Origin of the sequence: Streptomyces sp. NPDC020681 (assembly GCF_044334895.1) — a bacterium.
Taxonomy (GTDB): Bacteria; Actinomycetota; Actinomycetes; order Streptomycetales; family Streptomycetaceae; genus Streptomyces.
Genome location: NZ_JBIRTX010000003.1, coordinates 427222 through 439109, shown reverse-complemented (window position 1 = coordinate 439109; position 11888 = coordinate 427222). Strand labels below are relative to the sequence as shown.

Here is an 11888-nt window from a genome sequence, read left to right as displayed (position 1 = left end):
GTCCGTCAGGCCCCGAGCATTCCGGCCCACATCCGCGGGAAATCGGGCAGGGTCTTGGCGGTTGTCGCGACGTTCTCGATCTGCACGCCGTCGACGGCGAGGCCGATGATCGAGCCGGCCGTGGCCATCCGGTGGTCGTCGTACGTGTGGAACACACCGCCGTGCAGCGGCCGCGGGCGGATCAGGAGGCCGTCCTCGGTCTCGGTGACATCGCCGCCGAGCTCGTTGATCTCCTTGGTGAGCGCGGCGAGGCGGTCCGTCTCGTGGAGCCGGAGATGGGCGACGCCGCGCAGCGTGGACGGGGAGTCGGCGAGCGCGGCGACCGCCGCGATGCCGGGCGTCAGCTCGCCGACCTCGCCGAGATCGACGTCGATGCCCTGGATGCGGCCGGTGCCGGTGAAGGTCAGCCCGGCCTCCGTCAGCTCCCAGGAACCGCCCATCTCGGTGAAGATCTCACGCAGTGCGTCACCGGGCTGAGTGGTGCGCTCGGGCCAGTCGGGGATGGTGACCCGGCCGCCGGTGATCAGCGCGGCCGCCAGGAACGGCTGGGCGTTGGACAGATCGGGCTCGACGGTGAGATCGCGGCCGAGCAGCGCGGACGGCGAGACGCGCCAGACATTGGGCTCGCCGCCGGTCTCCGGCTCGTCGACCTGCGCGCCGACGGCACGCAGCATGTCGACGGTCATCCGGATGTGCGGCATGGACGGGAGCCTGCCGCCGACGTGCCGCACCTCCACGCCCTGGTTGAAGCGCGGCGCGGACAGCAGCAGGGCGGAGACGAACTGCGAGGACGAGGAGGCGTCGATCTCGACGGAGCCGCCGTCCAGCGCGCCGCCGCCGTGCACGGTCATCGGGAGGGCGCCGCGGCCGTCGTCGTCGATACGGGCGCCGAGTACGCGCAGCGCGTCGATCACTCCGTGCAGCGGGCGTTCGTAGGAGCGGGGGTCGCCGTCGAAGCGGATCGCGCCGTCGGCGAGTGCGGCGACCGGTGGCAGGAAGCGCATCACCGTGCCGGCGTTGCCGACGTCGACCGTGGCCGGGCCGTGCAGGCCGGCCGGGATGACGCGCCAGGCCTCGCCGCCGTCGGGCTCGCCGGCGACGGACGAGGACGACACGGTCTCTTCGATGCCGACGCCGAGCGCGCGCAGCGCCTCGGCCATCAGCAGGCTGTCACGGGAGCGCAGCGGGCGGCGCAGCCAGCCGGGTTCGGCGGCGAGCGAAGCGAGCACCAGCGCGCGGTTGGTGACCGACTTCGAACCGGGCACGGTCACCGTCGCTTCGACGGCTCCGGTCGCGAAAGGGGCGGGCCAGAGGGCAGGGTGCACGGAGCTTTCGGTCATGGCCTTCACTTTAGTGGTTCGGCAGAGACCCCGATCTTGATCAAATGCGGCGAAATCGGGGCGTAATCGATGAGTGGTAAAGGGCTTCGTCGGCCTTTGTACAGGCCGGATTCCGCGCATGCGAGCCGAGTTGTGAGCCGAGTCCCGCAGGCCGGGACGTACGAAGGGCTACAGGTCCAGCAGCCAGCGGCCGCCGCCGATCAGCGAACAGAGCGACACCGCGTGGAAAAGGAACAGCCACATGGCCGCCGGAACATGGGTGAGCCTGGAGAGCTGGTCGGCGTCCGAGTCGGGGGCTCCGCCGTGGCGGCGCTTGGCCTGCAGCTCGAAGGCCGGCCTCACGCCGCCCAGCAGCAGGAACCAGACGGCGGCGTACGCGAACGCGGCCTGCACCTCCGCTTCCGCCAGCCAGGAGATAAGGAGGAAGGCGGCACCGGTCAGAATCACCGTGAGCGCGCCGTACGCATTGCGGATCATCACCAGCATCGCCAGCAGCAGGGCCGTGGCCAGCCACAACAGCAGGGTGATGTGGTGCGCGGCGAGCAGCCACGCGCCGCCGAGGCCGAGCAGCGGCGGGGCCGTGTAGCCCGCGGCGGCGGTGAGGATCATGCCGAGGCCGGTCGGTTTGCCGCGGCTGACGGTGAGTCCGCTGGTGTCGGAGTGCAGCCGGATGCCGTCGAGGCTGCGGCCGGTGAGCAGGGCGACGAGGCCGTGGCCGCCTTCGTGGGCGATGGTGACGGCGTTGCGGGAGAGCCGCCAGACCGGGTGGGGCACCACGGCGGCGAGAGCGACCAGCAATGTGGCGAGTACCAGCCACCGCTCCGGGGCGGGCTGGGAGCCGAAGACGCGGTCCCAGAGGTCGGCTATGGAAGCACTGCTGAGGGTGGAGGCGGTGTGGGCGCTGGCCATTTTCCGGGCGGCTCCTCGGGCGGCGGACAGGAGTGGCAGTGTGGCACTTATGTGTGGACGGTATGCAGCGAGTCGTAGGCCCGAGGATCTCGCAGGACTCTTCGAGGTCGAAAAGTGGGAGCCGAAGGAGACATTGGCTCCCGATTACAACGTGGCTCCCACGAAGGATGTGTACGCGATTCTCGAGCGTCCTCTCAAAGACGCGGAGGACCGGCGTCCGGTTCGCCAGCTGCGGGCGCTGAAGTGGGGGCTGGTGCCGTCCTGGGCGAAGACGCCCGAGGGCGGCGCTCGGATGATCAACGCACGGGCGGAGACGGTGGCGGACAAGCCCTCGTTCCGCAAGCCCTTCGTCTCGCGGCGCTGCATCCTGCCGGCCGACGGCTATTTCGAGTGGGTGACCGGGACGGACGAGCGGCAGCTCGAGGTCGAGGGCAAGAAGAAGCGGCCGCGGAAGCAGCCGTACTTCGTGACGCCGGCGGACGGGTCGGTCTTCGCGATGGCCGGGCTGTACGAGTTCTGGCGCGACAGGACGCTGCCGGACGACCATCCGCAGGCATGGTGGGTGACCTGCTCGGTGATTACGACCGAGGCGGAGACGGGGCCGCTCGGAGTGGCGCCGGCGGACGGCCCCCGGTCGCTGTCGGACATCCATCCGCGGATGCCGCTGATGCTGACGCCGGACCGGTGGGACGCCTGGCTGGACCCGTCGAGGACGGACCTGGAGGGCCTGAAGGGACTGCTGGCGCCGCCGCCGGGCGGGCTGATGCGGGCGTATCCGGTGACGACGGCGGTCAGCAATGTGCGGAACAACGGGCCGGAGCTGCTCGAGGAGCTGGCGGCGCCGGAAGTGGGCACGCTGTTCTGACCGGGCTCTGCCGGCTTCCGAGTGAGTTCTGACCGGGGCGTTTCCTGCTGTACGCGGCGGTGCGCGGCAGGATGGGAACGTGAGCAAGAGCGAAATCGTGCAGACCGACGCCGGGGACGCCCGCGTCACCTGGTACACCGCCAAGAAGGCGCGGCTCGTCCTCGCCCTCAGCCATGGGGCCGGGGGCGGGATCGAGGCGCGGGACCTCCAGGCGATCGCCAGGGTCCTCCCGCAGGACGGCGTGACCGTGGCGCTCGTGGAGCAGCCGTGGCGGGTCGCCGGGAAGAAGGTCGCACCCGCGCCGAAGACCCTCGACGTCGGCTGGCGCGGCATCTGGCCCGTACTGGCGAAGCCGGGGCTTCCCGTCGTCGCCGGAGGGCGCAGTGCCGGGGCCCGGGTCGCCTGCCGGACCGGCGAGGAACTCGGGGCGGCCGGGGTGCTCGCACTGAGCTTCCCGCTGCATCCGCCGGGCAGGCCCGAGAAGTCCCGCGCCGACGAGCTGCTCGGAGCGGGCCTGCCGACGCTCGTCGTGCAGGGCGGCAACGACCCCTTCGGAAAGCCCGCAAAATTCCCCGAGGGCACGTACGAGCTGGTGGAAATCCCGCACGGAGATCACGGGTTCGCCGTGCCCAAACGCGCGGGCGTCACCGAGGCGGAGACCGTGAGGACGATCACAGACGCGGTACGCGGCTGGGCCCGGGGACTGTGGGAATGACGGGCGGTCCCTGGCTGTTGTGGGGGGTGTCGGGACGTCAGTCAGCACAGCATGGAGTAGGGAGTTCGTCGCATGGGTTCGACCATCTGCCCGAGCCGTAAGCCCGCCGCTGACCTTGAGTGGACGGTGCTTTCCGCGGCGAAGACCGGCGCTGTTCGTGCGCCGGGCGGAGCGGATGGAAAGCAGCTGTCGCCCGAGGGTCGACTATTCTCCGATTCGAGCGGGTCCGCATTCGGCCTCGCCACAGCGTTGGAGGAGGTGGGTCCGGTCACTGGGACCGACGCAGGGACCGACGACGGCCAGACGGCAGAGCCCGAGGAGACGGCCGCGGAGCGTAACGCACGCTTCGAGCGGGATGCTCTGGGCTTCCTCGACCAGATGTACTCCGCTGCCCTGCGGATGACGCGCAACCCGGCCGACGCCGAGGATCTTGTGCAGGAGACGTATGCCAAGGCGTACGGCTCCTTCCACCAGTTCCGTGAGGGCACGAACCTCAAGGCGTGGATGTACCGGATCCTCACGAACACCTTCATCAACTCGTACCGGAAGAAGCAGCGCGAGCCTCAGCGCAGTGCCGCCGAGGAGATCGAGGACTGGCAGCTCGCGCGCGCCGAGTCGCACATGTCGACCGGGCTGCGCTCCGCCGAGTCGCAGGCGCTCGACCACCTGCCGGACTCGGACGTGAAGGCGGCGCTGCAGGCCATTCCCGAAGAGTTCCGTATCGCGGTCTATCTCGCGGACGTAGAGGGCTTTGCGTACAAGGAGATCGCGGACATCATGGGAACACCCATCGGGACGGTGATGTCCCGCCTGCACCGGGGCCGCCGTCAACTGCGCGGCATGCTCGAGGACTACGCCCGTGAGCGCGGGCTCGTCCCGGCCGGTGCGGGGGAGTCGAACGAAGCGAAAGGTTCGGGCTCATGAGCTGCGGAGAGCCGCACGAGACGGACTGCTCAGAGGTCCTGGACCATCTCTATGAGTTTCTCGACCGAGAGATGCCCGACAGTGACTGCACCAAATTCGAGGTGCACTTCGAGGAGTGCTCTCCGTGCCTGGAGAAGTACGGGCTCGAGCAGGCCGTGAAGAAGCTGGTCAAGCGGTGCTGCGGACATGACGACGTGCCATCGGACCTGCGGGCCAAGGTCATGGGGCGCATTGATCTGATCCGGTCCGGCGAGATAGTGGCCGACACCGAGCTTCCCGGCATCGTGCACGAATAAGGCACGCAGGTCGGTTCGCACAGAGGTGCGTCGCGATTGTCGCGGCGCGCCTTTCGTGTATCCGGCTCAATGTTCACCCGTCTGTGCGAATAGCGGGAATCCAGCCACCGTTACTTCCTCAACTCGCTAGCCTGGCGCTCGATTTGAGGAGGGTGCTGGGCAGTGAGCTCGATACCGGCGGCGGCACGCGCATACGTTCTGGGCGTCATGCTGTGCGCTGCGGTGGGCGCGCTGCCGATCACCCGGGCCGGGTCCGGGGTTTCGTGGAGCGCGGTGGGGCTGCTCGCCGGGCTGTACGCGGTGTGCGAGCTGCCCGCGCACTGCCGCTACCTCGGCAGCCATGTTCCGGTGGGCGCCGGATCCTTCTTCCCCGTACTGCTCGCCGCGGCCTTTCTGCTGCCGCCCGCCGCGGCCGCGCTCGTCGCCGTGCCCGGAGCGCTGCTGGGCCGCGTCGACGAGCGTCCCGCCGCGATACGGCGGATCTGGCGGGCGTCCCAGCTCGCGCTCGCGACCTCCGGTGCGGCACAGGCGTATCTGCTGCTCGGCGGTGCCGGGACGCTGCGCGCGCCCGACTTCCCGTATGCGCTGGTGCCCGCGGCGGCCGGCGCGCTCGCCTTCTGCCTGGTGCTGACGGCACTCGACGGCGGCATCCTCGCCACCGTGGAGCGGCTGCCGGTCGGCGCCGCCTGGCGCGAGCTGCTGCCGCGCTCGCTCGCCCCGCACCTGGTGCACGGGCTCGCCGGACTGATGATGGCGGTGCTGTGGCGCAGTCCGTACGGGCCGCTGTCCGCGCTGTTCGTGCTGCTGCCGATGTACATCTCCTGCTGGATCTTCGGGCAGTACCACCGTGAGCGGGCGGCCCATCAGGCGACGATCCGGGCGCTGGTGCAGGCGGTCGACCTCAAGGACAAGTACACGCGCGGGCACAGCGAACGGGTCGGGCGGGCGTCCGTGCTGATCGCGCGCGAACTGGACATGGAAGAGGAGCGTCTTGAGGTGATCCGGTTCGCCGGCATCCTGCACGACGTGGGAAAGCTCGGCGTGCCGACCCGGGTGCTGCGCAAGGACGGACCGCTGACGCCGGACGAGCGGCGCGTGATCGAACTGCATCCGGAGTACGGCCACGAGATGGTGCGCGGCATCGGTTTCCTGGGGGAGGCGCGGGCGGCGATCCTGCACCACCACGAGCGGCTGGACGGCAGCGGATATCCGTACGGGCTTGTGGGGCGGCAGATCCCGGAGTTCGCGCGGGTGGTGGCGGTGGCGGACGCGTTCGACGCGATGACCTCGACGCGTACGTACCGGCGCGCACGGCCGGTCGCTTCGGCGCTGGAGGAGCTGAAACGGTGCGCGGGCACGCAGTTCGACCCGCAGATGGTGCGGGCGCTGGTGCGGGCGCTGGAGCGGCACGGCTGGGAGACGGCCGTCACCGCCGACGAGCCCGCGTGGGTCCCGGCGCAGCCGGAGCGGGGGCCGGGGCCTTGGGCGGAGTCGCTGCCGGTCCGGGCGGCGGTATGGGGCCGTGAGTCGGCGGGCGGCCCGGGTTGAGTGCGCTCGCGCTCCTTCCCGTGCCCGCGGCAGGGAGACGGTCGTGATACCGGGCCGCTGGGTCGTGCGGGCTGTGTACGCGGCCGCTGCCGCGCTGACCGCGGCCGGGCTCGCGCGGACCTTGTGGCACGGGGTCGATCAGCCCGGGAACGTGCTGGCCTTCGGGGCGCTCATAGTCGTCGGGGAGCTTGCGCGGTGGGGGGCCGTGGCCGGGGAGCGGGAGCCGGCACCGTTGGGGGCCGCGGGAGCGCTCGCGTACGCGCTGCTCGGGGAGTGCGCGGGCCGGGCCACCAGCCATGGTGTCCTCCAGGTCGTCGCCGTCGTCGTGGCCGCAGCGCTCGTCGGGGCCGTGCCGCATGTGGCGCGCGGGCGGGGGCCGGCGCTGGACCATGTCGCGCGGCGGGTGCTGACCGTCGGGTTCGCCGCCGTGTGCTTCCAGCCGCTGTACACCTCCGGGGAGCTGGAGCGACGGCTTGGGCACGGTGCGTACTACGTGCTGTTTCTCCTCGTCCTGCTCGTGCTGACCGCGCTGTGCGACGCGGTACTCGCCGCCGCGATGCTGCACGCCCGCACCGGCTTCCCCTACGGCCCGCTGCTGCGCGACGAGCTCCGCGCCCTGCTCGGCATCGGCTCCGCTGTCTGCGCCACCGGCGCCGTGATCGCTCTCGCCGTCGCCGTCGCCGGGCTGTGGGCGCTGCCGGTGTTCTGTGTGCCGCTGCTGCTGACCCAGCTGTCCTTCCGGCGCTACGCCGCGGTACGGACCACCTACCGGCAGACCATCGCCTCACTCGCCCGCGCGACCGAGATCGCCGGATACACCCAGCCCGGCCATGCCCGCCGCGTCGCCGCGCTCAGCACCGCCGTCGGGCGTGAGCTGGGCCTGAGCGGGACGGATCTGACCGTCCTGGAGTATGCCGCCCTCATGCACGACATCGGCCAGCTTTCGCTGGTGGATCCCGTGCCGGACGGGGCCACCGCCCATCTCCCGGCCGCGGACCAGCGCCGTATCGCGCTGCTGGGTGGTGCCGTGGTGCGCCAGACCGGCGTCCCGGCGGCGGTCGCCGTCGTCGTGGAGCGCCAGGCCGACCCGTACCGAGAGCAGCCACTGCCCGCCCGGATTGTCCGCACGGTCAACGCATACGACGATCTGACCGGGGGAAGCGGAAGCACAGCGGGCGGTGCGCTCGGTGCGCTCGAGGAGCTCCGGCTCGGCACCGGGCGGGACTACCAGCCAGAGGTGGTCGAATCCCTCGCGAGAGTCCTGGCGCGAGGCGGTCTGGCCCCGGTCCTACCTGGGTAACCCATGGGTAATGAGCCAGCCTCCGACCGGGCATGGTTGGATGCGAAAGAAGGCACAAGCACAGCGTCCGGGGGAAATGACCCGAGCGACCGGCAGGCGGGAATCGTGAGGATCTTCGGGAAGGTACGGCATCGGCCCTCCGCCTCTTGGCGGCAGGCCACGGACCGCGCGTTCACGCTGATCGGCGACGGCCGGTACGAGGACGCGGGCGCGCTGCTGACACGGGCCGCGGACCTGGAGCCCTGGCTCTCCGAGTCCTGGTTCAACCTGGCGCTGCTGCACAAGTTCCGGCACGACTGGGAGCAGGCGCGGGCCGCGGGCCTGCGCGCCGTCGCCCTGCTGGACAAGGAGACCGGGGCCCCCGACTGGTGGAACGTCGGCATCGCCGCCACCGCCCTGCAGGACTGGCCGCTGGCCCGCCGCGCCTGGCAGGCGTACGGCCTCAGGGTGCCCGGCGGCCCGACCCGCTCGGGCGGCACCGGCGCCGGACCGTTGAACGGCGAACCGGTCGGTATGGACCTCGGCAGCGCAGCCGTGCGCCTTTCGCCCGAGGGCGAGGCCGAGGTCGTGTGGGGCCGCAGGCTCGATCCGGCCCGGATAGAGGTCCTCTCGATCCCGCTGCCGTCCTCCGGACGCCGCTGGGGCGAGGTCGTCCTGCACGACGGTGTGCCCAACGGCGAGCGCATCACCTCGGCCGGCCCCTCCTACCCCGTCTTCGACGAGATCGAGCTCTGGGCGCCGTCGCCGGTGCCCACCTGGGTGGTGCTGCTGGAGGCCGCCACCGAGGCCGACCGGGACGCGCTGGAGCAGCTCGCGTCGGACGCCGGATTCGCCGCCGAGGACTGGTCGTCGTCGGTACGGCTGCTGTGCCGGTCCTGCTCCGAGAGCCGGATGCCCAGCGCGGAGGGCGAGGGCGAGCACCTCGACCCGCACGATCACAGCGAGCCGGGTCATCCGGGCCCGCTCGGCCACCGCACGGCCGGCGATCTGTGGTCGCCGGAGCGCGAATGCGGCATCGCGGCGCCTGCGGGCCTCGTCCGCGGGCTGCTGGACGGCTGGGTCGCGGACAGCCCGGACACCCGCGAGTGGCGGGATCTCGAGGAAGTCTGCTGATTCCTGGCCGTAGGCTGTACGGGATCGAATCGGGTTTTCAGGAAGGCGCAGAAGCGGACATGGCGCAGCAGCAGACGGACGAGCAGGTGAACGACGGCTTCGTCGTCGACACGGAGGACTGCGAGGAGCGCGAGCTGGCGTACCGCGAGCGCGGCACGGCGCGCCCGATCACGGTCGTCGGCAATCCTGTGCTCCACAAGGAGTGCAAGGACGTCACCGAGTTCGACGACAAGCTCGCTGCGCTGATCGACGACATGTTCGCCAGCCAGAAGGCGGCGGAGGGCGTTGGCCTGGCGGCCAACCAGATCGGCGTGGACCTCAAGGTCTTCGTGTACGACTGCCCCGACGACGATGGCGTGCGGCACACCGGGGTCGTGTGCAACCCGGTCCTGGAGGAGCTGCCGCCGGAGCTGCGTGCGCTCGACGACTCGAACGAGGGCTGCCTGTCCGTGCCGACGGCGTACGCCTCGCTGGCCCGGCCCGACTACGCGGTCGTGCGCGGCCAGGACGCCGCGGGCAACGCGATCAAGGTCCGTGGCACCGGCTACTTCGCGCGCTGCCTGCAGCACGAGACGGACCACCTGTACGGCTACCTGTACATCGACCGGCTGTCCAAGCGGGACCGCAAGGACGCGCTGCGGCAGATGGAAGAGGGCACGCCGCGCTACGAGACCGTGCCGAACGACTGACAGTGCGCTCATGTGCCAAGGCCCCGTCCGGTGACCGGCGCGGGGCCTTTGTCTTGCCGCCAATGGGCGGACAAATGACGGTGGCGCAGGCCCTGTTGACGCGCGTCGACCGCCCCGCCAGTCTCTGGCGTGTATTCGCGTTGCACTGACTCATCCGGGTGGACTCGTCATGGAGGGCCGATGCCCCGACGCACCGCACGACTCCTACTGTCCTTTGTCATGCTCATGGCCGCATCGTTGGGTGGTGTCCTCGTCACGGCAGGCACCGCCCACGCCGACGGCTGCTACACCTGGTCCCGCACCCTCTCCCAGGGAACGTCCGGCGCCGACGTCACCCAGCTGCAGATCCGGGTCGCGGGCTACCCCGGATACGGCGCCGTCCTGGGAATCGACGGCGACTACGGCCCGGCGACCGCCGCCGCCGTCCGGCGCTTCCAGTCGGCCTACGGCCTCGCCGCCGACGGTGTCGCGGGCCCGGCCACGTTCAGCAAGCTCTACGCCCTCCAGGACGACGACTGCACCCCGGTCCACTTCAGCTACGCCGAGCTCAACGACTGCAACTCCACCTGGGCTGGCGGCGCGGTCAGCGCGGCCACCGCGAAGTCCAACGCACTGCGCACCATGTGGAAGCTGGAGGCCATGCGCCATGCACTCGGCGACCAGCCCATCACCGTGACCAGCGGCTTCCGCTCGACCGCCTGCAACGACGCCGTCGGCGGCGCCGCGGGCAGCCGCCATCTGTACGGCGACGCGGCGGACCTCGGCTCAGGCCCGCACTCCCTGTGCAAGCTCGCCCAGCAGGCCCGCAACCACGGCTTCAACGGCATCCTCGGCCCCGGCTACCCGGGCCACAGCGACCACACCCACGTCGACCACCGGGCGAGCCGTTTCTGGTCCGCGTCGAGCTGCGGAATCTGACCGGTCCGACCTCCTACGCGACCGGGCGCACCGGGCGCACTGGGCCGCGGAAGGTCCGGCGATAGGCGTTCGGCGTCGTGTCGAGCGTACGAAGGAAGTGGTGGCGCAGCGCCGCCGCGTTGCCGAACCCGGCGCGGCCCGCGATCGAGTCCACCGTCTCGTCCGTCGATTCCAGCAGCTCCTGGGAGAGCAGCACCCGCTGCCGCAGCAGCCAGCGGTACGGCGTGGTGCCGGTCTCCTGCTGGAAGCGGCGGGCGAAGGTGCGCGGTGACATGTGGGCCCGGTCGGCGAGCTGCTCGACGGTCATCTCGCGGTCCAGATGGCGCTCCATCCAGGCCAGCACCTCGCCGACCGTGTCGCACGACGTGCGCGGCAGCGGCCGCTCGATGTACTGCGCCTGGCCGCCGTCGCGGTGCGGCGGCACCACCATCCGGCGGGCGATGTGGTTGGCGACCTCCGGGCCGTGCTCCTGCCGTACGACATGGAGGCAGGCGTCGATCGCGGCCGCGGTGCCGGCGGACGTGATGACCTGGCCTTCGTCGACGTACAGCACATCGGGATCGACGATGGCCTTCGGGTGGCGCCGGGCCAGGACGTGCGTGTGCCGCCAGTGGGTGGTGCAGCGGCGGCCGTCGAGCAGCCCGGCGGCGCCGAGGACGAAGGCGCCGGTGCAGACGCTGAGCACCCGCGCTCCGCGGTCGACGGCCTGCCGCAGGGCCTCGAGCAGGTCCTCGGGATAGTCCCGGGTCGAGTAGTCGCCACCGGTGGGGACGGCGATGAGATCCGCCTCCTCCAGCCGTTCGAGGCCGAAGGGGGTGCTGATGGTGAATCCGGCGTGGGTGGGCAGCGTGGGGCCGGCGGCGGAGACCGCGGCGAAGTCGTAGACGGGCAGACCGTCGTCGCTGCGGTCGAGTCCGAAGACCTCGCTGAGCACTCCGAGTTCGAAGGGATGCACGCCGTCGAGGAGTACGGCGGCCACGTTTTTCAGCATGGAGCCAGTGTGGCAGTAATTCGATGGTTAATGACAGTCCTGCCACTGACCAATCCTGCTCCGGAGGAAGACAGTGGTGTTCATGAACACATTCATGGCATACCTCTTCGTCATCGCCCTCCTGGCGTTGATCACCCTTCCGTCGCTGGTCGGGTACGCCAGGGAGCGTTCCATCGACCGTCAGCTGCGCGAGGCGGCCGCGCGCGGGGCCGTGCGGGCCGGGCAGCGGGCGCGGCAGCCGATTCCCTCGCGCCGTGAGTACGAGCGCTCCGCGTGAAAC

13 protein-coding genes are annotated in these 11888 nt (G+C 70.9%); 10 read left to right on the top strand and 3 right to left on the bottom strand.

All coding sequences use genetic code 11. The annotated features are described in order from the left end of the window. Positions 1–5: 5 nt before the first annotated feature. Together aroA and ACH4YL_RS09095 are read right to left on the bottom strand one after the other, a co-directional pair. Positions 6–1340, bottom strand: coding sequence for a 3-phosphoshikimate 1-carboxyvinyltransferase (aroA, locus tag ACH4YL_RS09100; RefSeq protein ID WP_398506254.1), 1335 nt, complete (start codon positions 1338–1340; stop codon positions 6–8). A gap of 168 nt (positions 1341–1508) precedes the next feature. Beyond that, positions 1509–2249: a M50 family metallopeptidase gene (locus ACH4YL_RS09095; protein WP_398506252.1), complete on the bottom strand. Its 741-nt coding sequence runs from the start codon at positions 2247–2249 to the stop codon at positions 1509–1511. 49 nt (positions 2250–2298) lie between these two features. Between ACH4YL_RS09095 and ACH4YL_RS09090 the strand changes: the two genes are divergently transcribed. From ACH4YL_RS09090 to ACH4YL_RS09050, 9 genes are all read left to right on the top strand, one after another. Beyond that, the gene (locus ACH4YL_RS09090) at positions 2299–3114 is read left to right on the top strand and encodes an SOS response-associated peptidase (protein WP_398506250.1); all 816 of its coding nucleotides are present in this window, start codon (positions 2299–2301) and stop codon (positions 3112–3114) included. Between the two features lie 79 nt (positions 3115–3193). After that, the gene (locus ACH4YL_RS09085) at positions 3194–3829 is read left to right on the top strand and encodes an alpha/beta family hydrolase (RefSeq protein ID WP_398506249.1); all 636 of its coding nucleotides are present in this window, start codon (positions 3194–3196) and stop codon (positions 3827–3829) included. Positions 3830–4087: 258 nt separating this feature from the next. Next, the gene (locus ACH4YL_RS09080) at positions 4088–4753 is read left to right on the top strand and encodes a sigma-70 family RNA polymerase sigma factor (protein ID WP_398506247.1); all 666 of its coding nucleotides are present in this window, start codon (positions 4088–4090) and stop codon (positions 4751–4753) included. Next, on the top strand, positions 4750–5049 hold the full coding sequence (rsrA, locus tag ACH4YL_RS09075) for a mycothiol system anti-sigma-R factor (protein ID WP_398506245.1): 300 nt from the start codon (positions 4750–4752) through the stop codon (positions 5047–5049). The genes ACH4YL_RS09080 and rsrA overlap by 4 nt, the downstream gene beginning before the upstream one ends. Positions 5050–5211: 162 nt before the next feature. After that, on the top strand, positions 5212–6597 hold the full coding sequence (locus tag ACH4YL_RS09070; RefSeq protein ID WP_398506243.1) for an HD-GYP domain-containing protein: 1386 nt from the start codon (positions 5212–5214) through the stop codon (positions 6595–6597). Between the two features lie 46 nt (positions 6598–6643). After that, complete coding sequence (locus tag ACH4YL_RS09065; RefSeq protein ID WP_398506639.1) at positions 6644–7897, top strand: HD-GYP domain-containing protein; 1254 nt, start codon at positions 6644–6646, stop codon at positions 7895–7897. Between the two features lie 105 nt (positions 7898–8002). Then, the gene (locus ACH4YL_RS09060; RefSeq protein ID WP_398506241.1) at positions 8003–9010 is read left to right on the top strand and encodes a tetratricopeptide repeat protein; all 1008 of its coding nucleotides are present in this window, start codon (positions 8003–8005) and stop codon (positions 9008–9010) included. Positions 9011–9069: 59 nt separating this feature from the next. Next, on the top strand, positions 9070–9699 hold the full coding sequence (gene def, locus ACH4YL_RS09055) for a peptide deformylase (RefSeq protein WP_398506239.1): 630 nt from the start codon (positions 9070–9072) through the stop codon (positions 9697–9699). Positions 9700–9879: 180 nt separating this feature from the next. Beyond that, positions 9880–10617 carry a D-Ala-D-Ala carboxypeptidase family metallohydrolase gene (locus ACH4YL_RS09050; protein ID WP_398506238.1) on the top strand — a complete coding sequence of 246 codons (738 nt, stop codon included), beginning with the start codon at positions 9880–9882 and terminating at the stop codon, positions 10615–10617. Between the two features lie 13 nt (positions 10618–10630). Here ACH4YL_RS09050 and ACH4YL_RS09045 read toward each other — a convergent pair whose 3' ends face one another. Beyond that, a complete protein-coding gene (locus ACH4YL_RS09045) occupies positions 10631–11608 on the bottom strand; it encodes a helix-turn-helix domain-containing protein (RefSeq protein WP_398506236.1) in 978 nt (325 codons plus the stop codon). A gap of 82 nt (positions 11609–11690) precedes the next feature. On the opposite strand from ACH4YL_RS09045, the gene ACH4YL_RS09040 reads away from it, so the two are divergent. Continuing rightward, complete coding sequence (locus tag ACH4YL_RS09040) at positions 11691–11885, top strand: hypothetical protein (protein WP_398506235.1); 195 nt, start codon at positions 11691–11693, stop codon at positions 11883–11885. The last annotated feature ends 3 nt before the right edge of the window (positions 11886–11888 follow it).

What these genes read in the sequence shown, in the direction of transcription:
- aroA (WP_398506254.1), bottom strand. Translation starts at nt 1,340, where the DNA reads ATGACCGAAAGCTCCGTGCACCCTGCCCTCTGGCCCGCCCCTTTCGCG.
- ACH4YL_RS09095 (WP_398506252.1), bottom strand. Translation starts at nt 2,249, where the DNA reads ATGGCCAGCGCCCACACCGCCTCCACCCTCAGCAGTGCTTCCATAGCC.
- ACH4YL_RS09090 (WP_398506250.1), top strand. Translation starts at nt 2,299, where the DNA reads ATGTGTGGACGGTATGCAGCGAGTCGTAGGCCCGAGGATCTCGCAGGA.
- rsrA (WP_398506245.1), top strand. Translation starts at nt 4,750, where the DNA reads ATGAGCTGCGGAGAGCCGCACGAGACGGACTGCTCAGAGGTCCTGGAC.
- def (WP_398506239.1), top strand. Translation starts at nt 9,070, where the DNA reads ATGGCGCAGCAGCAGACGGACGAGCAGGTGAACGACGGCTTCGTCGTC.
- ACH4YL_RS09050 (WP_398506238.1), top strand. Translation starts at nt 9,880, where the DNA reads ATGCCCCGACGCACCGCACGACTCCTACTGTCCTTTGTCATGCTCATG.
- ACH4YL_RS09045 (WP_398506236.1), bottom strand. Translation starts at nt 11,608, where the DNA reads ATGCTGAAAAACGTGGCCGCCGTACTCCTCGACGGCGTGCATCCCTTC.
- ACH4YL_RS09040 (WP_398506235.1), top strand. Translation starts at nt 11,691, where the DNA reads ATGAACACATTCATGGCATACCTCTTCGTCATCGCCCTCCTGGCGTTG.